The sequence below is a fragment of the Marinomonas rhodophyticola genome, from assembly GCF_026113935.1.
Lineage (GTDB): Bacteria > Pseudomonadota > Gammaproteobacteria > Pseudomonadales > Marinomonadaceae > Marinomonas > Marinomonas rhodophyticola.
Genome location: NZ_JAPEUL010000006.1, coordinates 376,123 through 397,885, shown reverse-complemented (window position 1 = coordinate 397,885; position 21,763 = coordinate 376,123). Strand labels below are relative to the sequence as shown.

Sequence of the window (21,763 nt, the reverse complement as noted above, 5' to 3'; positions counted from 1 at the left end):
TATGTTGTTTTTATCTCAAATTAAACAAGGTGGTGTGGTGTGCCGTGAAGGCAGCGAAGCACACCTTGTTCTTCATGCATCGAGTGTTTACGAACTCGCAACAGAAGCCGTTAAAAATGGCGTGCCGCTGAAGTCTATTATTGCAAAGTATGGTTTGGGGGAGTCTGTGAATTTGGCAGAGCTGGCAAAAAATAATCAGTTAGATTGCCCAGTTCGACATCCTGATCCAGCGCATATGTATCTGACTGGTACAGGCTTAACGCATTTAGGCTCTGCAGCAACACGTAATGCTATGCATGCGAAAAGTGAAGAACTGACCGATTCCATGAAAATTTTCCAAATGGGCGTGGAAGGTGGCAAGCCAAAAGACGGACAAGAAGGCGTTCAGCCAGAGTGGTTTTACAAAGGCAATGGTGCTGGTGTAATCGCACCAGGTGAGGCCTTGCCTTCACCATCTTTTGCTTTAGATGGCGGTGAAGAGCCAGAAATCGCGGGTTTTTACTTGGTGGGCGAAGACGGCAAAGTGCATCGTCTTGGTTACACCTTGGCGAATGAATTTTCAGATCACGTAACAGAGCGTCAAAACTATTTGTATCTAGCGCATTCAAAATTGCGTCCTGCGTCGTTTGGTCCTGAATTGTTGGTGGGCGAATTGCCCATGCACATTGATGGTCATTCACGCATCGAACGTGGCGAAAAAACGCTCTGGGAAAAAGGCTTTTTATCCGGTGAAGACAATATGTCGCATACCTTTAAAAACTTAGAGCACCATCATTTCAAATATGCGATTTTCCGCCAGCCGGGCGATCTACATGTACACATGTTTGGCACAGCAACCTTGTCTTTTGCTGATGGCATTCAGGCTCAAGAAGGCGATGTCTTTGAAATTTCCTCACCTACCTTTGGTTTGCCATTGCGCAATACATTAGCGAAAGCGGATGAACTTGATACCGAGGTAGCGCCGCTATGAATAAATCAAAGAGTGCCGTTTATCCAGATTTAAAAGATCGCTCAGTCTTTATCTCTGGCGGTGCGACGGGTATAGGTGCGGCCATCGTTGAAGCATATGCCAAGCAAGGTGCGAAAACGGCTTTTGTCGACTTGGATGAAAAAGCTGGTACGGCACTGGCTAAACGTCTGAAAAAAGATGGTTATGAGGTGCGTTTTGAGGTCTGTGACATTACTAACATCCAAGATTACCAGAGCAAAATTCGTGCGGCAGCAGACGCGTTCGGTCCTATTTCCGTGTTGTTGAATAACGCCGCTAACGACGTGCGTCATTCTTTAGAATCGCTGACAGAAGAGCGTTTTGATGAGCTGGTTGGTGTGAACATCAAACACGCTATGTTTGCCGCTCAAGCCGTCGCGCCGATGATGCGCAAACTCGGTGGCGGTTCGATCATCAATTTTGGCTCAGTGGGCTGGATGATGGCGACAGCCGGTTATCCAACTTACGGCACGAGCAAAGCGGCGACTCATGGTTTAACTCGATCTCTGGCCCGTGATTTAGGTGGCTCTGGTATTCGTGTGAATACCTTGGTACCGGCTGGGTGATGACGGAAAAGCAACTGCGCCTGTGGGTCGATGATGCGGCAGAAGAGAAAATTAAACAGAGCCAATGCCTAACAGGCAAGGTACTGCCTGAACACATCGCCAATATGGCACTGTTTTTAGGGTCCGATGCGGCGGCTATGTGTTCGGCGCAGAACTTTATTGTTGATGGAGGTTGGGTATGAGTGATTCTGAAAAAAACAAGTTCGTACCAAAAACATGGCCCCGCAAATTACGTTCAACCGAATGGTTTGGCGGTACCTCACGTGATCATATTTACCACCGCAGCTGGATGAAAAACCAAGGCCTGCCGGCGGATTTATTTGATGGTCGCCCCGTTATTGGCATTTGTAATACCTGGTCGCAGCTTACACCTTGTAACGCCCATCTTCGAGATCTTGCCGATCGAGTGAAACACGGTATTTATGAAGCGGGTGGTTTGCCACTAGAGTTTCCTGTGTTCTCTGTGGGTGAAAGCTCACTGCGTCCGACGGCTATGATGTATCGCAACATGGCGGCGATGGACGTGGAGGAGGCTTTGCGTGCCAACCCGCTTGATGGCGTTGTTTTGTTAGCAGGTTGTGACAAAACCACACCGGCGCTGCTTATGGGCGCGTGTAGTGTCGATATCCCTGCGATTGTGGTATCTGGTGGCCCAATGTTGAATGGCTACTTCAGAGGCGAGCGTGTGGCTTCTGGTACAGCCTTGTGGCAAATGTCGGAAGACATTAAAGCGGGCAAGATGACACAAGAAGACTTCCTTGAAGCCGAGCAATCTATGTCTCGCTCTGCGGGTTCTTGTAACACCATGGGCACCGCTAGCACCATGGCCTCGATGGCTGAAGCCTTGGGCATGGCGTTATCGGGTAACGCAGCGATTCCTGCAGTAGATAGCCGTCGTCGCGTTATGGCGCATCTAACTGGTCGTCGTATCGTTGATATGGTGAAAGACGATTTAAAGCCGTCTGATATTTTGACTCGCCAAGCTTTTGAAAACGCGATTCGCGTCAACGGCGCGATTGGTGGCTCGACCAATGCGGTGATTCATTTATTGGCTATTGCTGGTCGTGTGGGTGTGGATTTAACCCTAGATGACTGGGATAAATTGGGCCAAGAAATTGCCACTATTGTGAACCTGATGCCATCGGGCAAATACCTGATGGAAGAATTCTTCTACGCGGGTGGTTTGCCTGTGGTAATTAAGCATCTGGCAGAAGCTGGAAAACTACACAAAAACGCCATTACCGTGTCTGGTGAATCCATTTGGGAAGAAGTAAAAGAGGTTCGTAATTGGAACCCAGACGTCATTTTGCCAGTGGAAAAAGCACTGACACAAAAAGGCGGTATTGTTGTATTAAAAGGTAACCTTGCGCCACAAGGTGCAGTACTGAAACCTTCTGCGGCATCGGCGCATTTATTACAACACCGTGGCCGCGCTGTGGTATTCGAAGACATTGATGACTACAAAGCTAAGATCAATGATGAAGCCTTGGATATCGATGAAAACTGCGTCATGGTGCTAAAAAACTGTGGACCGAAAGGTTATCCAGGTATGGCGGAGGTTGGCAACATGGGCTTGCCACCAAAAGTGCTGCGCAAGGGTATTAAAGACATGGTGCGCATTTCTGATGCGCGTATGTCGGGTACGGCGTATGGCACTGTGGTATTGCATACGACACCAGAAGCCGCAGCGGGTGGGCCATTGGCCGTGATACAAAATGGCGACATGATTGAGCTGGATGTCGAAAAACGACGCTTACATGTGGACATTTCAGATGAAGAAATGGCCAGTCGATTGGCGAACTGGAAGAGCCATTTAGAGCCACCCAAAAGCGGCTATATCAAGCTGTTCCATGACCATGTGCAAGGAGCGGATACGGGGGCTGATTTTGACTTCCTAAAAGGTTGTCGTGGTGCGGCCGTACCAAAAGACAGTCATTAATTAAAAAGCAGAGAGGAGTGAGTATGTTAACGGGACAGCATTTTATTGCCGGCAAATGGGTAAAGGGCGACGCAACATTTTCTTCCGAGCCTTCTTCTGGGTCTTCTCATGAGTTTGCCGTGGGGCGTGTTGCTGATGTAAATGCGGCAGTAGAAGCGGCAGAAGCGGCCTTTGAAACGTTTGGGTATTCTTCTCGCGAAGAGCGTGCCGCGTTTCTGAATGCGATTGCTGACGAAATCGATGTGCTAGGCGATCAAATTACTGAAATCGGCGTGCAGGAAACGGGCTTACCAGCGGCACGGTTACAGGGCGAACGTGGCCGTACTACGGGTCAGTTACGCTTGTTTGCTGAGCGCATCTTATCGGGCGAATATTTAGATCGTCGTTATGATGAAGCCTTGCCAGATCGCGCACCGTTGCCGCGTCCAGATATGTACATGATCCAGCGTCCAATCGGCCCCGTTGCCGTATTTGGTGCGTCTAATTTTCCATTGGCGTTTTCAACGGCGGGTGGCGATACCGCCGCCGCGTTGGCGGCAGGTTGCCCTGTGGTGGTCAAAGGCCATTCGGCACACCCGGAACGGGCGAGTTAGTGGCACAAGCCATTGATAAGGCCATTAAGCGTTGCAACATGCCAGACGGTGTTTTCTCTTTGATTCAAGGGGGCAATCGTCAGGTAGGGCAAGCCTTGGTGCAACATCCACTGATCAAGGCGGTTGGCTTTACTGGCAGCTTGGCGGGTGGCCGTGCCTTGTTTGATTTGTGTGCGGCACGTCCAGAGCCGATTCCGTTTTTTGGTGAACTGGGTTCTGTAAACCCAATGTTTGTGATGCCAGAAGCCGTTAAAAATCGTGCGGAGGCATTGGGTAAAGGTTGGGCTGGCTCATTAACCATGGGTGCTGGACAGTTTTGTACTAACCACTGGAATTGCGGTCATGTTGGACAATGAAGATGCCCAGAAGATGATCGCAGCCGCCAGTGCCGCTTTATCGGAAACATCAGCACAAACTATGCTCACAGATGGCATTGCCGATGCGTACCGTTCTGGTGTCGCAGCGATGGAAAAAACGGGCATTCAGGCGGTTGTTCGTTCAGCGGATACAGATGATCGTACGGCTCGACCAAACTTATTCACGGTAACGGGTCAAGTGTGGTTGGATAACCCAACCTTGCATCAAGAGGTCTTTGGGCCACTTGGATTGATTGTTTTAGCGAACAGTGTTGAGCAAATGGTCGAGTTAGCTCGTCATTTGGAAGGTCAGCTGACTTGTACTATTCATCTTGATGAAGGCGATCATGCGGCGTGTCAGAAACTCTTGCCTGTGCTGGAGCGTAAAGCGGGTCGTTTGCTGGCAAATGGTTTTCCAACCGGTGTGGAAGTAAACGATACCATGGTGCATGGCGGTCCATATCCAGCGTCGACAAACTTCGGTGCCACTTCAGTGGGCACTTTGTCGATACGTCGTTTCTTGCGCCCTGTGTGTTATCAAAACATTCCAAAGGCTTTGTTACCAAAAGATCTTGTTGGCTAATTTTTGTTGAGATACCCAAGGCGGGGTTTGAGCGAGTGGTCTGTGAAGCAGGCGACTCGCTTTTTTTATATATCACTCTTTATCGGTTTCTGTTCCAGTTCGGCTAATACTAAACGCTTGAGCTGATTGGCAAGAGGGGATAATTGGCGACCACGCATTTGCAACAAATAATGAGAGCTTCATGACAATTTTTCTATCCAATTTTAGTGTTTTTAAGTCGGCTTTGACTTTATGACCCACTAACAAATCACTGACTTCTCTCGCCATCGGCGCAATGGCGTTGGAAGACACCAAGATAGCGATTAATGCCAATAAAGAGGTGCTGTTGGTAATGCTTAACGGCAGTTCAGCGCGTTCTTCCATAAAGGCCGCTTCGACCGCTTCACGTATGGGCGCACGGTGGGACTGCATGACCCATTCAAAATGAGCGAGGTCTTTGACGCGCACTTTATCAAGATTAGCTAATGGGTGATCTTTTCGCACCACGAGTGTGACCGATTCAGTACGGGCTGGATAAATTTCAAATTCGTTGGCGTCGTATTGTTTGGGGATACGCGCGAGCACGAAGTCATTGTGTCCAGCGATTAAATCACGCACCAAAATATCACTGGTGTCCACATTGATGTCTATTTCGGCTTTGGGGGCGATGGCACGCAATTGTTGAATGGCTGGAATGACAAACCCCACTGCGGCCCCGGTAACCGCGCCAATTGAGGTGGTGCCTCCGCCACCTTCTTTTAGTTCGCCTACTTCACGGGCAAGATCTCGTAGCTCAACCAATAAATTGTGTGCCCGACGTGCCACAGCTTGACCAACCAAGGTTGGTTCCATGCCTTTGGCGTGACGAATGAATAAACGCGTGCCAATAGTTTGTTCGATTTCACTCAACATACGTGACGCGGCAGGTTGTGTCATTGCCATCTCATCGGCCGCAATACCGAGCTGACCATGCTCTGCTATGACCGAAATTAAGCGCAGTTGAGTCAGTTTTAAATGCTTGGCCAGACCTATGTCCATATCGACCTCTATTATTGTTTTTAATGAAGATATCTTACTCTAAATAGAAGCGATTTGCGTCTAATAGCAAGAAAAAAGCCCAAATAAATGGGCTTTTGAAAGGTTTTTTATCTAACTGAATATGATGGTTTATTCAGGTATAAATTGACGGTTTATAGCTGATTCTGGATCAAAGCTGTCGACGGCAATATTTTGCGCTTTGGCGGTCCATTGCCATGTGGTGGCGAGTCGTTCTTTGGTAAATGCGCCGTAACCGTCTTGATCGCTGACAGCGTTATACACTAACGATTTAATCGAATTAATGGTGTCTGTGGCGGTGCTAGCGTCGACTTCGGGTACCATCTCATGAACGATTTGTCCGCTTTCCTCGGGGTGTGCCCAGGTGTATTCAATGGCTTTTTTATACGCTGCGACAAAGCGTTTTGTTACATCAGGATGTTCATTAATAAAGCGATTAGAGGCAATAACTGAGGTGGAATAAAATTCTAAACCGGCATCGTACCAAGGTAGTATTTGCAGTGTTTTGCCCGCGCTTTGAGCTTGTTGTTGATAAATTACGGTGTCAGTTACCCAGAAAATTAGGATATTGAAAACTATGAAAAATAGTATTGATTATACCTTTTAGATTTGTTAGATTTTTGTTATTGGATTGTCATGGAAGTTAAAGGAATGAGACGACTATATATATTTGACATGGATGGAACAATTCTACCTGAATCTACAGGTTTACTAGAATTGGCCAAAAAGCTTGGAACTGAGACACAGCTTTTTGAGCTAGAAAAACAATTTTCTGAACGTAGAATCACTACTTATCAATTCACTGATCTTATATCAAAACTTTGGGGGGAAATAGACAAAAATGTGTCGTTTTCTGCCTTCCAAGATGCAAAAAAAATCGATCATATTTCAGAGTGCCTTGCAGAAATAAAGGGTCGAGGAAGTCTGAGCTGTTTAATTACAATGTCTCAGGATGTATTTGCAAGTCATTTTAGTATTTATGGTTTTGATCATATCTTTAGTTCAACATATCCTCCTCATTCAGATGAATATTTTAAGATTTTGTCTCCTGAAGATAAACCATTAATTGCTATGGATTTATGTAATAAATATAATCTTGATTTTGATGAATGTATTGCATTTGGTGATTCATTAAGTGATGAGCCATTATTTTCTAAGCTTACAGAAACTATTGCGGTAAATGCGAGTCCTGAGTTAAAGAAAATAAGCAAATATAATTATTCTGGAAACTCGATATTAGAAGCATACAGAATGATTTCTTTTTAAGGATTAAATTTCACAAGGAGTGTTTTTTATGGTAGATATTATTAACCCTGGTCGATTGAAGGTTTCAGATGCATTAACAAAAGTAGTTAGTCACTATTTCGGTAAAAATAATATATCCGAAGCTTTATTAAAACAGTCTTGGATTGAGGAGATAGCATCTTATCCTAATTTAACCGAAAATGGTTGGTACAATCCCCCTCATTTAGGTGCTGCAATTTTAGCATGTAATAGTAATGATGTTACGCGTAGCCATTTTAAATCATTTAGAGACTCTCAGTTTTTTCAAATAATCAAGCTATTAATTGGAAAGATCTTATTCTTGTGGCGTATGCGTCTAATGTTGATAATGAATCTGGCGTTCCTGCCGATTTTGCTACTACTGCATATTTTGGTGAGTCGCCTAAAATACGCGCATATTTTAGGAAATGCTTTAATGTTTGTAATGAATTTTTCTAATTTTGAGGCGAACTCAACAAGTGGGCAAGCATATTTGTTGATAGATCGTATTGCATCCGAAAATGGGTTAGAAGGAAAAACATGGAGCTCTACAGATAATGATTATAATTTTGGTCATACCCTTCCTTCTTTATATGATCTAATGCCAGATTTGAATAATACATCAAAAGAATTAAGTGATATTAGTGCTCAAAAAATGAGAAAGTCAAGGCAGTTTTTAAGTGGCTCCTCTGACTGGAATTTATCTGATTCAGGTCAGTTTACTATTGACCCCCAGTTTATAGTACCTTCGGATATATCAATGCCCAAAGTAATGATACATTATGTTGTAGATGCATCATCTAAAAAGATAAAGGTTTGTAATAGCTGTGAGCATTTACCGCGAATGTTGGGGTTATTATGAGTTCTATTGTGGCAATTAAAAGTATCGAGTTAGAAAAAACACAATGGATAGATGTTTTTATTCTATGGATTGTTGGTGTTTTCGCAGCAATGCAGTTTGCAAAATTTTCGGTTTCCTATGATCTTCTTCTTACCGCTTATGATGTCGGTGCTTCTTCTATTGGTGCGTTGTTATCGATAGTCGGTTTTATCGGATTATTATTTGGTGTTGTTGCTGGGGTACTGTCTGGATATTTAGGCTATCAAAAGGTTCTTATTGGATCTCTAGTCATTGGGGGAGGGTTGTCATTTATTCAATCAGTGCTTCCTTCGTATTCTGTGTTACTAATTACTAGAATTATAGAAGGAATATCACATCTTGGTATAGTGGTTGCCGCACCAACACTTATGCTACGGAGTGCTGCAAAACAGCATTATTCTCTAGTAATGGGGTTGTGGGGAACTTTTTTGGTGTGGCTTTTGCTATTGCTGGGTGGTTAGGAAGCAAGATTATTTTAAATTATGGAATCTCTGGTGTTTTTCTTGCTCATGCTTTTTTGTCTGTTCCTCTCGTGCTTTATTTCCTGCTGCCAGCACGTAAAACGCTTAATACTCCACCAAACATTAACAAATTAACCTTTGCTAGCTTTTTTACTCAAACCATTCAGGTTTATTTGAATCCAAGAACATTTTTGCCAGGATTAGTATTTCTGTTTCATACAACTATGTTTGTGGCTCTTTTGACATTTGTTCCTAGATTATCTCCTGATGACACAACAAAAAGCTTACTTTTAATATTGCTGCCATTATGTAGTATCGGGGGACTTTTTTATCTGGTGCTTTGTCTCAATATTGTTTACGTCCTCAAAATTTGGTGTTTCTTGCGTATGTAGGCGTTGCTCTGATTACCTATTTTGTTACTCAGTTTGAAGACTCACCGCGATACTTCTTATTGACTGCTTTATTATTGTTACTGGTATCTGGAATTGTGCAGGGTACGGCTTTTGCTTTAATACCTGCATTATCAACAACAGAATCAGAGCAAGCAATGGGGAATGGTGCAATAGCGCAGCTAGGAAATTTAGGGGTAACTGTTGGTCCACCTATCTTTGCTTATGCAATTGATTTGAATGGTAGCCAAGGGTTGTTTTTCGTACTAACAGGCTTGTGTGTCGCAGGCTGTCTTGTGGCCTTTATTTCTCGTCGATACTGAGATCTTTTCAATCTAGAACGTGATGGAATTACCTGTACCAGAACTAAGAAAAGCCCAAATAATGAAGTGACCCCCAATAGTTGGACAAACAACATTGGGGGTCACTTCATAAATGGGCTTTTTGAAGAGTTTTTATTTCAGCAAATGAAGGTGTTAATTAAGGCATAAACTGGCGATTTACCGCCGATTCTGGATCAAAGCTGTCGACTGCAATATTTTGTGCTTTGGCGGTCCATTGCCATGTGGTGGCGAGTCGTTTTTTGGTAAATGCACCGTAGCCATCTTGCTCGCTGACGGCGTTATAAACCAAGGATTTGATCGAGTTAATGGTGTCTGTCGCGGTACTTGCATCGACTTCGGGTACCATCTCATGGACGATTTGTCCGCTTTCTTCCGGGTGCTTCCAAGTATATTCGATGGCTTTTTTATACGCTGCGACAAAGCGTTTTGTTACATCAGGATGTTCATTAATAAAGCGATCTGAAGCAATGACGGACGTTGAATAAAATTCTAACCCAGCATCATACCAAGGCAGTACTTGTAAGGTTTTGTTCGCACTTTTGGCTTGTTGTTGGTAAATCACCGTGTCTGTTATCCATGAAATAACGACGTCTGCATTACCGGAAAGTAACATTGGGTTTAAGGCACCAGCGTCGGCTTTGATTAACTTTACGCTGTTTGGATCAACGCCATTCACGTCTAACAGCAAAGGTAAGAAGACATTTGAAGACGTATAAGGCGAGGTGGCGATGCGTTTTCCAGCGACGTCTTTGACACTTTTAACGCCTGATTCAGAGAGAACAAAAAAAGCATGGGGTGCTTTACTAAAAACCGAATAAACCGCAGAAACTGGTACATCGTTTTGAGCTTTTGCCATTAATAGTGCGACCAAGTCGGATAAACCCAAATCGGCATTGCCTGTGGCGAGTTTGCTAATGGCGTCGGTAGAGCCTCGGCCGCTGGCAACGGTTACGTCTAAATCGGCGTCTTTGAAAAAGCCTTTTTTGATACCAACATAAACAGGCGCTTTGTCGCCACCCGGTAGCCAATCAAGCTGAAATTTCACTTTGTCTATTGCAAATGCGGTGCTGCCATTTAAAGCCGTAAATGCCACGGCCCCAGCTAGGCATAGCTTACCAAATAGGGATGTTTTTAGTGGGTTGTTCATTGTGTTCTCCATGCTTCATCATAGATTCGGCTTTGCTTTTTTTTAAGCAAAACAAACTCATTCACAGAAACAACCACAAAGAAAACCAGATGAGGAAAGAGCGAGAGGGCTGGGTACACAGTCGAGTTTGTTGGAAACGGCTGTCACTTCCCTTTCGACATCCTCTTTGGGTTGTCGATAAGGCAGTGAGCAATGCCCGAACTTGGTTTTATTGATATCAGCTCCAAGTTTGACCGCTTCTACTCATTGCGCCACGCAAACAATTTGCGCTATTCATGACTAAGCAACAAGTAGGCCAAATAGGATGGTCTATAAAATCGACCGTTTTGTATTTTGCGTGCTTTTTTTATGCCCTTGAATTGGGCGATTTAAGGCGTCTCTGCACTATAAATACAAAAATCAGAGGATTTTATGGGCTTTTTTAAAGCGGGTGGCTGTGTACTTGCTGCCGTTGAGCAGACTGGTACAGGGCTTGCTTTGTGATTGCATTGGATAGATCCAATTTAAAATCATTAGTATTAGATCAAAGAGTAGAAGCGGTTAAGCCTTGCGGCCTGGACATTGCTCTTTCCTAGAAGGAGAGTGTTATGACTCAGTATTTAATCCGCCAAGCCAAAGCCGTTGTAGGTTATGAGTTTCCTCAAGAGATCCGTATTAAAGATGGCGTGATTGCCGCCATTGCACCTACTTTGTATCGCGAACCAGACGATGAATTGATCGATGCATCAGACTGTGTCGTTTATCCCGGTTTTGTCAATACTCACCATCACCTTGCTCAATCCATTTTAAAAGGCGTTCCTACTGGCTTAAACCAAGGGTTAGGGGAATGGCTAGCGAGTGTTCCCTATCGTTTTTGGCCACAAATTACGCCAGATTTAATGTATGTTGCAGCAAAATTAGGCCTTTATGAACAACTGCGCTCTGGGGTGACAACCTGCGCGGATCACCATTACTTATATCATGCGAGTACATCCCCAGAGTTGGAAGACGCTGTTTGGCGTGCGGCGGAAGACTTGGGCATTCGCTTAGTTTTATGTCGTGGTGGTGCGACGGTACAGGGCAGCCATAAAGGTATGCAAGACAGCGGCATTGTCCCAGAGTCATTGGTGTTGTCACTAGATCGCCTTGATGCTTCCTATAAACGCTATCATGACGACAGCCCATTCAGCATGCGACGTTTAGTCATCGCGCCTACCAGCTTGGTTCATACCTCACCCGCCGAAGATTTACGTCGTTACGCTCAGTGGGCAAAAGAACGAAAATTACTGCGCCATTCGCATTTATTGGAAGTGTCTTTTGATGAGCAAATGGCGCAACAGAATTTTGGTATGAGTGCCATTGATTACGCACTGGATTGCGATTGGTTAGGGGAGGATGTGTGGTTCGCTCACTTGGTACAAGCGGATGCTCATGCCATTGAATTGCTGGCACAAACTAAGACTCGAATCGCCCATTGTCCCACGTCAAATTGTCGACTTGGTAGCGGCATTGCCCCGATTCTGGCGATGGAAAAGGCGGGCATGTCAATTACCCTTGGTGTGGATGGTTCTGCGTCCAGTGAAAATGCTTCTATGCTGCAAGAGTTGAATTTAGCTTGGCTGCTGCATCGTACTCAGGGTGGCCCAGCCGCCACGAATGTAGCGCAAGTGCTTAAATGGGGCACGCAAAATGGCGCCGAGCTTTTAGGGCTGAAAACAGGTCAAATAGCCGAGGGGTATGCTGCGGATTTAGTCTTGTATTCCCTTGATGCACCCCGTTTTTCTGGTGTACACAGTCTGTTAGAAGCGCCCATCTTATGCGGCGAACCAGCGTTGATTCAACACAGCTTTATTAACGGCAAGCGAGTGGTGGAAAATGGCCAAGTGCTCGGCGTGGATGAAGCCGAATTAATACAGGATGTAAAAGTTGCTGTGTTGGAACTGTTAGCCAGAGCGCCATCTAATTGATTGCAGTATATAAGAAGAGACGAGTAAACTAATGCTCCATTTTTGTTAGACCCTGAGGATACGGATGTCGCTTTCTGATGCCCAAGTAGCGGACAAACCGCAACGGCGCTTAGCCGAAAAAGAGTTCATTGCGCTGTTTGCCTTGATGATGTCACTGACCGCGTTGAGTATGGACGCCATGTTGCCAGCGTTCCCACAAATTGCGGCATCACTTGCTATTGTGGATTATCAACAAACTCAGTGGATTGTCTCAGCGATGATTCTGGGTATGGTGTTTGGTGAGATCGTTTTTGGCCCGCTGTCGGATGCGATTGGCCGTAAAAAAAGCATTTTAATTGGCGTTAGTATTTATCTCTTAGGTTCTGTGATTGCGTTATTGGCGACGTCTATCGAGGTGTTTTTGCTGGGCCGTATGATTCAAGGTTTTGGTGTTGCTGGCCCTAAAATTGCCTCCCGTGCCTTGGTGCGAGATTTGTACAAAGGCGCCGCTATGGCGCGCATTATGTCGTTTGTCATGATGGTGTTTATTCTTGTGCCCATGCTTGCACCGTCATTGGGGCAACTGGTGATTAAAGTGGCTGATTGGCGCTGGATTTTTGCTTTATTGATGATACAAGCCGCTGTTGCCGGTGGTTGGCTTTTGTTACGCCAACCAGAAACCTTGCTAAAAGAGAACCGTGTACCGTTAAACCGAAAACGCTTAATGGCTGACGTGCGCATCATTCTGAGTCGTCGTGATGTGATGGCCTTTACCATTCTGTTAGGTTGTATTTTTGGAGGTTTGATGCTGTATATCAGTACGGCACAATCTATTTTTCAGGATGTGTATGACACGGGTGATCGTTTTCCGTTGTTCTTTGCCATGCTGGCGATAGGTTCTTCTATCATTAACTTTTCAAACGGCAAAATTGTCCTGCGAGTAGGCATGCTGCGCTGCGTGGTTGGCGCGTTAAGTGTTATGTGTTCGACCGCGTTTATCCTGTTAGTTGTGGCTTTTTTCTTTGATGGCGTGCCGCCTTTTGTATTTTTTATGGTGCTGGGTATGGTGATGTTTTCATGTCTCGGTATGGTCTTTGGTAATGTGAATGCCATGGCGATGGAGCCATTAGGGAACATGGCAGGGCTTGGCGCTTCGCTAATCTCGTCTTTATCAAGCTTAATTGCCATTGTCTTAGCAACCATCGCAGGACAGTTCTATAACTTTACTGTTATTCCTTTGGCTAGCGGTTTTGCTATTTTTTCTATGATTGCTTTAGTCATGCTGAACTATGGGCATAAGCAAAGTCAGCGTCATGCTGAAGAATGAGACTTTTCATCGCATAGTTTGTTTGGTGAAGGTGTGTGTCATTCAGTTGTCAGCAAAGTAGGTTAGAATAGAGGTTCAGTTTTTTGTATGAGCAACCTATGTCCTCTCAAGTATCTCCCTCTGCGCCCTTAGCAAAGCAACTTTTCTCCATGACATGGCCGATGATGTTTGGCATTTTGTCGTTGATGAGTTTTCAGTTGGTGGACAGTGCTTTTATTGGTCAGTTGGGGGTTTTACCACTGGCGGCACAGGGTTTTACCTTGCCCATTCAAATGATTGTGATCGGTCTGCAGGTGGGTCTTGGGATTGCGACAACGGCGATTATTTCAAGAGCTTTAGGGGCCGGGAACACCCGTTACGCCAAGCAATTAGGTGGTTTGGTACTGATGATGGGAAGCGTGGGGATTGCTTTTTTTAGCGTGCTTATTTGGTTGTTACGTCATCCGATTTTGGCGTTATTAAGTGCCCCTGATTCTGTCTATCCTATTATTGATGCTTATTGGCCTCATTGGTTGCTGAGTGCGTGGGTTGGGGCATTAATCTATTTTTACTACAGTATTTGTCGTTCCAATGGGAACACCTTGTTACCTGGTATCATGATGATAGTCACCAGCGTACTCAACTTGGTGTTAGACCCTATCTTCATCTTCACGCTAGACCTTGGCTTGAACGGTGCCGCGATGGCAACGACGGTGGCGTTTGGTCTGGGTGTTTTGATGGTTGCGCCGAAAGTGGCTCGAAAGCATTGGATTACCTTTGATTGGCAAGACTTAAATATCGTCAAAAGCTTGGCGTCGATTGGTCATATTATGGGGCCTGCGATGGTCAGTCAGTTGTTGCCGCCTGTGTCTTCTATGTTAGCCACTAAGTTAATTGCTGGGTTTGGTACGGCCGCGGTGGCTTCTTGGGCGCTGGACCACGCTTTGAGTTTTTCTCTATTGTTGCTGTGTTGGCGCTGACTATGTCTATGCCTCCCATGGTAGGGCGATTGTTAGGCGAAGGTCGCTTGGATGATGTGCGTTACGTGGTGCGTTTGGCGTGTCGTTTTGTCTTGTCGTTTCAGTTAGTGATCGCCGTCATTACTTTTTTTATCTCGGGCGTATTGGCAAACTTAATGACCAGCGATGAAGACGTCTCGATGATTTTGCATTGGCATCTGATGATAGTACCGGTGAGCCTTGGTTTGCTTGGTATCTGTATGTTGATGGTGTCTATCTCTAATGCGTTAGGAAAATCCTACACAGCTCTAACAATATCGGCATTGCGCTTGTTTGCTTTCTTTCTGCCTTGCCTATGGATTGGTTCTGAACTAGCGGGGCTTAAAGGGCTGTTCTTCGGTGTTTTGGTCGGCAATATCCTCGCGGGTATTTGTGCTGGGCGTATGTACCTAAGAGCATTAGCTCAAGTAGAGAGAAAACAAACTATTTAACAGCTTCATGCTCTGGTAGAAATTTATTCTTTAATTGAGTGGTTAACCTTGTAGCCACTTATTTATTGATTTGTACCATATTGATATAGATATTAAGCGTCGACTTTTAACGCTTGAACTATTTGCTCGTAAATCACATCCACGGCTGCCGATTTTTGTGATCGTTTACTGCGAAAGACAGCCACTTCCATTGCCGCTAGTTTAGGTAAATCATATTCAGCGGGTAAATTTTGTAAAATTTGCAATTCGGCAGGAACACTGCAACGAGTCAGTGCTGCCACCGCTAATCCACTTTCCACCGCAGCAAGCTGACCAGCTAGCCCCGAGCTTTTATAAACAATGCGATAATCTTTGTTGAACTTATTTAAGGCCGACAATGTTTCAATTTGAGCCATACTACCCGCTTCATAGACAGCGATAGGTAGAGGATTGCGCCGCCACACTTCGTATTTTGACGCTCCCACCCAAACCATTGGCTCCTGAAAAAGCAACTCCCCATTTTCTGGTTTGTCGCGAGAGATTAGCGCTATATCCAGTTCGTTGCTATTGATACGTGGAATAAGAGAGGTTGATTGTTCGCAGGTTAATTCGATTTCTACACCCATATAGCGACTAACAAAGCTTCGTAAAACGGGGGCCAAGTACATGGCATAGTCATCAGGAACACCGATGCGAATTAGGCCGGTCAATTGCGTGCCAAACAGGGCCTCATAGGCCTCAGACTGTAATTCGAGGATTCGTCGTGAGTAGGCAAGTAATTCAATGCCTTTTGATGTGACCTCTAAATGACGGGGTCCTCTAGATAAAATAGCTGTACCAATAATGTCTTCTAACTTTTTGATGTGCATGCTGACGGCAGATTGAGAGCGATGCACCAATGGCGCGGCGGCGGATAAAGACCCAGTATCGACCACTGCCACAAAGGTTCGTAACCAGCTTATTTGTAAGTCAGGGTAATTCATTGGTATTACCTATTCGTTTTTCGAATGATTGTTTAGTGAATTATGCGTTTTACTCTTATATATAACTAAGCGACGCTTGCTGCAAGAACAGAAGGTATTCATTTTAAACTGAGGGTTAAACATGGTTTCTGAAGCAGCTGGTGTAAAGGAGATTTCTTCCACTTTATCGGTTAGCCGTGGCTTGCTCTATGTGTCCTTTGCTGCCATTGCGTGGGGCACGGGAGGGGCTGTCGCTGCTGTTCTCTATCGCAGTGGTCTTGGGCCGATTGCGGTCTCGTTTTGGCGCTTCGCCATCGGTATGTTGGTTCTTGCTATTGTGGCACTCATCATGAGTTCGAAAGACAAAAGAAGCGCCATGCGAGACTTTATCCGCGAGCGCTGGGCACGAGTTATTATCATTGGTATGGGATTCGCGATTTACCAGACCGCCTATTTCGCAGCGGTGCAATATAGCGGCTTAGCAGTGGCTACCATAGTGACGTTAGGGTTGGGACCAATTTTGATGGCTATCGGTTCTTATCTGACAATGGGTGAACGAATCGGCTGGTCGGGTGCACTGATCATCGCCTTTGCTATTTTTGGTCTTGCTTTGTTGACGGGTGGCGGAGATGTTGGGTCTAATTCATTGCTAGGGCTGGCTTTCGCTTCCCTATCTTCTGTCTGTTATGTCAGTGTCACTCTTATTACTAGAGCGATGGGTCGGCGTGATCGTACTGATCAATTTAATGTTACCTTTTTTGGCATAATAGTCGGAACCGTTTGTCTATTGCCATTCGCCTTACTTGAAGGCTTGCTGCCTCTTTCAGGAAATTTGTATCATAGCCTTGTTCTTCTCAGTTACCTTGGTTTGGTGCCGACCGCTGTTGCCTACATACTGTTCAATACAGGCCTTGCTTCTGTCCGCGCTACAACGGCATCGGTTATCGTGCTCGTCGAACCCGTGACGGCGGCGGCTATTGCTGTGCTATTTTTGGGAGAAAAACTGACGCCTTTGGCTATGTTTGGTGTGATTATTTTAATGGCATCGGTTGTTGTTCTGGCGCTTACTGAACGCCATAGTGCAGGATTCGTTGCTAAACAAAATTGTTAGTCAAGACAGTTCATTGAGCAATATTGTCCAATCTTTTCTGTTTGTTATTGGTTAGTCTATGGTTATTGATTGGGCGAGTTGAGAGAGGGTGTGATGTCGGCAGAAAATCGTTTTCAGTTTGCGAAAAGCGCTGTGCTTGATGAAGTCATGTTGCTGGAAGCCTCTATGAGCGATTTTTCTTATGGTACTCATGCCCATGAAGAGTTTTCTTTCGGCGTGACCTTATCCGGTCGTCAGGATTTCTTCGCTTTAGGTGAACATCACAAAAGCTATGCTGGCAATGTGATTGTGTTTAATCCTGAAGACGCTCACGACGGTCATTCTGGTGGTGACGATACGCTGCACTACAAAATGCTCTATGTTCATCCTGATCAACTAAGCCCTATGCTTGCCAGTGCTGGCGTTCGACGAGCACAAGACTTTCGTATCGAACATACTGTGCAACACGATGCTGTGCTCAAAACGCATATTCTGCGTTTGGCCGCTTTAGTGGAAAGTACGTCAACCTCGGCATTGGAGTACTCGTCTGCGTTGTTTGAATTTGCTGAATATTTAGCGCGCCAAAAGGGAATTCAGCGCTCTGTTAGTCTAGACAAGTCCAAACGCCGCGCGAAAGACCCTGTTTTTGAGCGAGTGCGCGATTATTTACATGCTCATGTCGGGGAAGAAGTGTCTCTCGACGAGTTAAGTCAAGTGGCGCATATGTCTAAGTATCATTTGTTGCGTTGTTTCCGTGATTATTTCGGTATGACGCCCCATCAGTATTGGCAAAACTATCGTATTAACCGTGCCAAAGAAGCGCTTGAGCTTGGTATGCCGTTAGCGGATGTGGCTTTTACCTTTGGCTTCAGCGATCTGAGTTACTTTAACCGACGATTCAAACCCATGTTTGGCCTCACGCCTTATCAATTTAGGCGCACTTTGCTGCGTAGTTAGTCGTACTACTCACTACTTTACATACCGAATGTTACTGACGTCTTTTTATCAATATCCATTTGAGGAATACCCATGCTCGAAATACTCATTTATGCCTTTGGTGTTATGTACAGTCCAGGACCTGCCAATATGCTGGCGTTGTTTGCCGGAATAAATGGGCAAGGTTGGCGGGCGTTCTTGTATTGCGTTGGTGTTGGGGCCGCCATGCTGATCTTGTTTCTATTGATTGGCTATTTAGGTGGCGAGATTATTCCCCAAGACTATCAATCCTTTATTGCTGTATTGGGTGGCCTGTATATCGCCTACCTTGGGCTGAAAATCTTATGGGCGAGCTTTCAGCAAAGTACGTTGAAAGCCAAAGATACAGAAGTGAGCTTTAAAACCGGATTGATATTACAACTTTGTAATCCTAAAGCCTTGGTCGCCATTGTGCCTATTGTGACCGTGCAATTTCCACGAGCACAGATCGAGGGTTGGCATATTGCTCTCTGGTCACTCGGGCTTGCCGCTATGGCCTGCGGTGCGCCAAGTGTGTATTTACTCGCAGGCTCTCGTCTTAAAAAAGCCGCAATGAATCCTATCATCATGGCGTGGGTGAATCGCATTATGGCGCTGTTATTACTCTATGTGGCGTATCGATTTATCTTCGCTTAGTAAAAGCATACAGAACAAAGAGAAAGTGACAATACAGAGGGGTTGTATTGGATTCTGTGTGTTTTTTTAATGATCTGTCTGCGTCTGTTGGGCTGGTACTAAGGCGTTTATTATTGCTTGCTCAGACGTTTCACGACATTAGGAGGTTGGTATGATCATCATTGCATTGCTACAGCACATTTCGGTTTGTTTTCAACGTTACCACTCTCGTAAGAAGCTTGCGTCTTTGTCCCATGAACTGCGCAAAGACATGGGCATCATGCAAGACAGTTTTGAGGCGGAAGTTGCTAAAGGTAATCTATTTACCTTGATCAAAGAGATGAGTGATTATCCAAAAAAATAGAGAACGGCAAAATAGATTCGTGCAGAAATGGATTGATTCTGTTTCGATGTGTTTGTTGTGTCGGCATTTGCAGAGTATGCTATTCGAATATATTTATTTGTAGGTTTAATGGTGTGCTAAAAGTACCTCGTATTGTCTTGATTATGATGTGTCTGCTGGCGGGAGGAGGGTTGCTTTTATCGGCTTTAATCCAAGTGACTCCTTATCACGACATGGCACATCATAGCTTGCCGATATCGGTGGACGTACATGCAGCACATTCGGTAAATGCTTCAATGCAGGAGTCGAATTTAGCGTCTTTTGCTTCTCACCATCATGCTTCGGACATGAGTTATCTTGACTGTGTTGATCACTGTACTTTGGCGGTTTTATCACCGTTCTTTGAACCGTTTTCAGCATTGACACATTATTGGCCATTGTTAGCGTCGCGCCAGCAATGGCCCCATCATTTTTTAGAACCTGTCACACCGCCACCTCGATTATCAATGTTTACTGTGAGTTAAAACACGCGTTATCAAACGCGATATTGTCACCATCCGTACGAATGTGTTCATTATTGGTATAGATTCTAGGGATGACTAAACACTCCATAATGTGAGATGAAATTATGATAGGTATTAAAAAATACAGTGTTGCGGCGATGTTAGCCAGCAGCATAGCTCTGTCTGGCTGCACCAATGTGGTGAATGACACAACCCCTCATAAAGGGCACGACACGATGTCGTCTTCTGTAAGCCGTGATGTGCCTTTGTTTGTGCAATCCAACCAAAAAATGATGATGGATATGCATGCCACAGAGTTGACCGGAGATGCGGACTACGACTTTGTAAAGGGCATGATTCCACACCACCAAGGGGCGATTGATATGGCGAAACAGTTGCTTGCCTCCGCGCAGATGTCTGACAAGTTGAAGCCTTTGGCCGAAGACGTTGTGGCGGCTCAATCGAGTGAGATCGCCTTTATGCAAGACTGGTTGGTCAGCTATGGAGAAGCGCGACCATCGGCAGAAGCAGAGCAAATTAAAGCTGCCTACGCTGCGATTAATGCGACCATGATGGCGGAGATGCATGGATTATCCGCCAGTGGCGATGTGAATAGTGACTTTATAGACGGCATGATTCCACATCATGAGGCCGCGGTAGCCATGGCAAAAGTGCTGCTGCAGTTTAGTCGTGACCCAGCACTCATCAAAATGGCGCAAATGGTGATCAGCGAACAAACTCGTGAAATTAACGTAATGCGACAGTATTAAGCTAAAAACCCTACCGATCCAATGATCGGTAGGGTTTATCAGCTAGGCGTTTATTCTTCAAATGTCCCTTTGATTTGGACTACGCCATTGTTTATATGACAAATACCTTGAGCGAAAGTGTGTTGAATATCGAGATTATGATCCAAGACCAAAAAGTCAGCGTCTTTTCCTACTGATATTTTGCCTTTGTTGTTCGCTAATCCTAGGCATTGGGCTGGAGCCTGAGTGAAAGGAATAATCGCCTCAGTGATCGACATATTTTCGACCTGAATCATTTCTTTTAGCTGGTAGAGTAAAGAGCTAAAACCTGCCACTTTTAAACCAATAAGCTCGCGTTTTTCATTAAATACTGGAATAGAGCCATTACCATCAGAGCTAATGCAAACTCGACTAGTATCGATGTTTTGTTCTTTACAGCGAGCTAAAAAGCGAGACGCTTTGACACTGCCTTTTGCGCCTTTGTCTGGGTTTATGCCTGCGGTCAAATCAACAAAACCACCTAGTTTTAACCATTCCATACCTTGATCTGCCAGTAACTCGGTGCGATTGACGTGAGTCGGTATGAACTGAGAAATTGGAATGTCTGAGCGTTCAACTACCTCAAACAGCGGTCCAAAACCTTTTGGGGAATTGCCAAGATGTACGACAACTCGACCGCATTTTCCAGAAATAAGACCTGCAACACGTGCTTCTGAAGCCATGCGTGATAGCTCTTCTATGGTTGGTTGCGAAGACCTATGGTCGGAAAGGGCGGTTTTTAAACCAATGACTCGGTCGATAAAGACAATATCTCGTTGAATTGATTGAGTAATGGTCTCGGTTGGAACCTTATAACCACCAGTAAACATATACGCACTAACGCCCTCTGTGGTGAGCGCTTTTGTTTTAGCGTAAAGACTTTCATTATGGCGTGTTGCGTTGTCTGTTCCTAATAAGCCAACTACCGTGGTAATGCCTGCTTTGGTTAAATGACTGAGCAACACTTCGGGTGTACGAGTGTGATAGCCGCCTTCGCCACCGCCACCAATCAAGTGCACATGACCATCGACAAAACCTGGGATGAGTGTTTGTCCTTGTGCATCAATAACCTGAGTATCAGTGATATTTGTGATATCGATCTTGCTGTCTATCTTTAAAATTTTGCCAGCAGCGATCAAAATATCGTTGATACCAAGTGCCTCTGGAGCGTACACATTTGCATTTTTGACGAGAGTGAACATATATAAAACCATAATGGATACATTTTGCTGTTGTTTTTATATTAAATGAATACATTAATCAAGTTCCTATTGCTTGTATTT

The 21,763-nt window shown here is 45.0% G+C and carries 25 protein-coding genes and 2 pseudogenes; 21 read left to right on the top strand and 6 right to left on the bottom strand.

Translation table 11 applies throughout. The annotated features are described in order from the left end of the window. Position 1 precedes the first annotated feature (1 nt). From araD1 to ONZ52_RS07860, 6 genes and pseudogenes are all read left to right on the top strand, one after another. Positions 2-970, top strand: coding sequence for an AraD1 family protein (gene araD1, locus ONZ52_RS07890; protein ID WP_265218107.1), 969 nt, complete (start codon positions 2-4; stop codon positions 968-970). Next, positions 967-1,736, top strand: a pseudogene (locus ONZ52_RS07885) (SDR family NAD(P)-dependent oxidoreductase). Before araD1 ends, ONZ52_RS07885 begins: the two are co-directional and overlap by 4 nt. Continuing rightward, positions 1,733-3,493, top strand: coding sequence for an L-arabinonate dehydratase (gene araD / locus ONZ52_RS07875; RefSeq protein WP_265218104.1), 1,761 nt, complete (start codon positions 1,733-1,735; stop codon positions 3,491-3,493). The pseudogene ONZ52_RS07885 and the gene araD overlap by 4 nt, the downstream one beginning before the upstream one ends. A 23-nt stretch (positions 3,494-3,516) precedes the next feature. Then, the gene (locus tag ONZ52_RS07870) at positions 3,517-4,086 is read left to right on the top strand and encodes an aldehyde dehydrogenase family protein (RefSeq protein ID WP_265218103.1); all 570 of its coding nucleotides are present in this window, start codon (positions 3,517-3,519) and stop codon (positions 4,084-4,086) included. Beyond that, positions 4,086-4,442: an aldehyde dehydrogenase family protein gene (locus ONZ52_RS07865; protein WP_265218102.1), complete on the top strand. Its 357-nt coding sequence runs from the start codon at positions 4,086-4,088 to the stop codon at positions 4,440-4,442. The genes ONZ52_RS07870 and ONZ52_RS07865 overlap by 1 nt, the downstream gene beginning before the upstream one ends. Further along, positions 4,429-5,025 (top strand): aldehyde dehydrogenase family protein, encoded by a 597-nt coding sequence (locus ONZ52_RS07860; RefSeq protein WP_265218101.1) that lies wholly within the window; start codon positions 4,429-4,431, stop codon positions 5,023-5,025. The genes ONZ52_RS07865 and ONZ52_RS07860 overlap by 14 nt, the downstream gene beginning before the upstream one ends. A gap of 72 nt (positions 5,026-5,097) precedes the next feature. Here ONZ52_RS07860 and ONZ52_RS07855 read toward each other — a convergent pair whose 3' ends face one another. The 3 genes and pseudogenes from ONZ52_RS07855 to ONZ52_RS07845 all read right to left on the bottom strand — a co-directional run. Beyond that, positions 5,098-6,042: a LysR family transcriptional regulator gene (locus tag ONZ52_RS07855; RefSeq protein WP_265218100.1), complete on the bottom strand. Its 945-nt coding sequence runs from the start codon at positions 6,040-6,042 to the stop codon at positions 5,098-5,100. A 129-nt stretch (positions 6,043-6,171) separates the two neighbouring features. Beyond that, positions 6,172-6,384: a hypothetical protein gene (locus tag ONZ52_RS07850; RefSeq protein WP_265218099.1), complete on the bottom strand. Its 213-nt coding sequence runs from the start codon at positions 6,382-6,384 to the stop codon at positions 6,172-6,174. Positions 6,385-6,417: 33 nt separating this feature from the next. Further along, positions 6,418-6,597: pseudogene (locus ONZ52_RS07845) on the bottom strand (ABC transporter substrate-binding protein); the annotation flags it as partial. Positions 6,598-6,696: 99 nt separating this feature from the next. Here ONZ52_RS07845 and ONZ52_RS07840 point away from each other — a divergent pair. From ONZ52_RS07840 to ONZ52_RS07820, 5 genes are read left to right on the top strand one after another with little or no spacing between them, the layout of a single operon-like run. After that, a complete protein-coding gene (locus ONZ52_RS07840; RefSeq protein WP_265218098.1) occupies positions 6,697-7,326 on the top strand; it encodes an HAD family hydrolase in 630 nt (209 codons plus the stop codon). A gap of 28 nt (positions 7,327-7,354) precedes the next feature. After that, positions 7,355-8,185 (top strand): hypothetical protein, encoded by an 831-nt coding sequence (locus ONZ52_RS07835; protein WP_265218097.1) that lies wholly within the window; start codon positions 7,355-7,357, stop codon positions 8,183-8,185. Further along, positions 8,182-8,664, top strand: coding sequence for an MFS transporter (locus tag ONZ52_RS07830; protein ID WP_265218096.1), 483 nt, complete (start codon positions 8,182-8,184; stop codon positions 8,662-8,664). The genes ONZ52_RS07835 and ONZ52_RS07830 overlap by 4 nt, the downstream gene beginning before the upstream one ends. After that, a complete protein-coding gene (locus tag ONZ52_RS07825; RefSeq protein ID WP_265218095.1) occupies positions 8,637-9,056 on the top strand; it encodes a hypothetical protein in 420 nt (139 codons plus the stop codon). Before ONZ52_RS07830 ends, ONZ52_RS07825 begins: the two co-directional genes overlap by 28 nt. Next, positions 9,038-9,376, top strand: coding sequence for a hypothetical protein (locus ONZ52_RS07820; RefSeq protein ID WP_346433232.1), 339 nt, complete (start codon positions 9,038-9,040; stop codon positions 9,374-9,376). The genes ONZ52_RS07825 and ONZ52_RS07820 overlap by 19 nt, the downstream gene beginning before the upstream one ends. A gap of 157 nt (positions 9,377-9,533) precedes the next feature. On the opposite strand, the gene ONZ52_RS07815 is transcribed toward ONZ52_RS07820, so the two are convergent. Next, entirely contained in the window at positions 9,534-10,544 is a 1,011-nt protein-coding gene (locus tag ONZ52_RS07815) for an ABC transporter substrate-binding protein (RefSeq protein WP_265218093.1), read from the bottom strand. Positions 10,545-11,131: 587 nt separating this feature from the next. Between ONZ52_RS07815 and ONZ52_RS07810 the strand changes: the two genes are divergently transcribed. The 4 genes from ONZ52_RS07810 to ONZ52_RS07795 all read left to right on the top strand — a co-directional run bounded on the left by ONZ52_RS07810 (position 11,132) and on the right by ONZ52_RS07795 (position 15,225). Further along, on the top strand, positions 11,132-12,490 hold the full coding sequence (locus ONZ52_RS07810) for an amidohydrolase family protein (protein ID WP_265218092.1): 1,359 nt from the start codon (positions 11,132-11,134) through the stop codon (positions 12,488-12,490). Positions 12,491-12,554: 64 nt separating this feature from the next. After that, on the top strand, positions 12,555-13,796 hold the full coding sequence (locus ONZ52_RS07805) for a multidrug effflux MFS transporter (RefSeq protein ID WP_265218091.1): 1,242 nt from the start codon (positions 12,555-12,557) through the stop codon (positions 13,794-13,796). Positions 13,797-13,894: 98 nt separating this feature from the next. Next, positions 13,895-14,755, top strand: a complete 861-nt coding sequence (locus ONZ52_RS07800) for an MATE family efflux transporter (protein WP_265218090.1) — start codon at positions 13,895-13,897, stop codon at positions 14,753-14,755. Further along, a complete protein-coding gene (locus ONZ52_RS07795; protein WP_265218089.1) occupies positions 14,701-15,225 on the top strand; it encodes an MATE family efflux transporter in 525 nt (174 codons plus the stop codon). Before ONZ52_RS07800 ends, ONZ52_RS07795 begins: the two co-directional genes overlap by 55 nt. A gap of 92 nt (positions 15,226-15,317) precedes the next feature. Here the strand turns inward: ONZ52_RS07795 and ONZ52_RS07790 are convergent, their stop codons facing one another. Beyond that, positions 15,318-16,187, bottom strand: coding sequence for a LysR family transcriptional regulator (locus tag ONZ52_RS07790; RefSeq protein ID WP_265218088.1), 870 nt, complete (start codon positions 16,185-16,187; stop codon positions 15,318-15,320). A 121-nt stretch (positions 16,188-16,308) separates the two neighbouring features. On the opposite strand from ONZ52_RS07790, the gene ONZ52_RS07785 reads away from it, so the two are divergent. The 6 genes from ONZ52_RS07785 (at position 16,309) to ONZ52_RS07760 (ending at position 20,462) form a co-directional block, all read left to right on the top strand. After that, the gene (locus ONZ52_RS07785) at positions 16,309-17,277 is read left to right on the top strand and encodes a DMT family transporter (protein ID WP_265218087.1); all 969 of its coding nucleotides are present in this window, start codon (positions 16,309-16,311) and stop codon (positions 17,275-17,277) included. 93 nt (positions 17,278-17,370) lie between these two features. Then, entirely contained in the window at positions 17,371-18,213 is an 843-nt protein-coding gene (locus ONZ52_RS07780) for an AraC family transcriptional regulator (RefSeq protein ID WP_265218086.1), read from the top strand. 72 nt (positions 18,214-18,285) lie between these two features. Beyond that, positions 18,286-18,867, top strand: a complete 582-nt coding sequence (locus tag ONZ52_RS07775; protein WP_265218085.1) for a LysE family translocator — start codon at positions 18,286-18,288, stop codon at positions 18,865-18,867. A gap of 151 nt (positions 18,868-19,018) precedes the next feature. Continuing rightward, on the top strand, positions 19,019-19,210 hold the full coding sequence (locus ONZ52_RS07770) for a hypothetical protein (protein WP_265218084.1): 192 nt from the start codon (positions 19,019-19,021) through the stop codon (positions 19,208-19,210). Between the two features lie 113 nt (positions 19,211-19,323). Then, the gene (locus tag ONZ52_RS07765; RefSeq protein WP_265218083.1) at positions 19,324-19,713 is read left to right on the top strand and encodes a hypothetical protein; all 390 of its coding nucleotides are present in this window, start codon (positions 19,324-19,326) and stop codon (positions 19,711-19,713) included. 104 nt (positions 19,714-19,817) lie between these two features. After that, on the top strand, positions 19,818-20,462 hold the full coding sequence (locus tag ONZ52_RS07760; RefSeq protein WP_265218082.1) for a DUF305 domain-containing protein: 645 nt from the start codon (positions 19,818-19,820) through the stop codon (positions 20,460-20,462). A 50-nt stretch (positions 20,463-20,512) separates the two neighbouring features. Here the strand turns inward: ONZ52_RS07760 and iadA are convergent, their stop codons facing one another. After that, a complete protein-coding gene (iadA, locus tag ONZ52_RS07755; protein ID WP_265218081.1) occupies positions 20,513-21,682 on the bottom strand; it encodes a beta-aspartyl-peptidase in 1,170 nt (389 codons plus the stop codon). Positions 21,683-21,763: the final 81 nt, after the last annotated feature.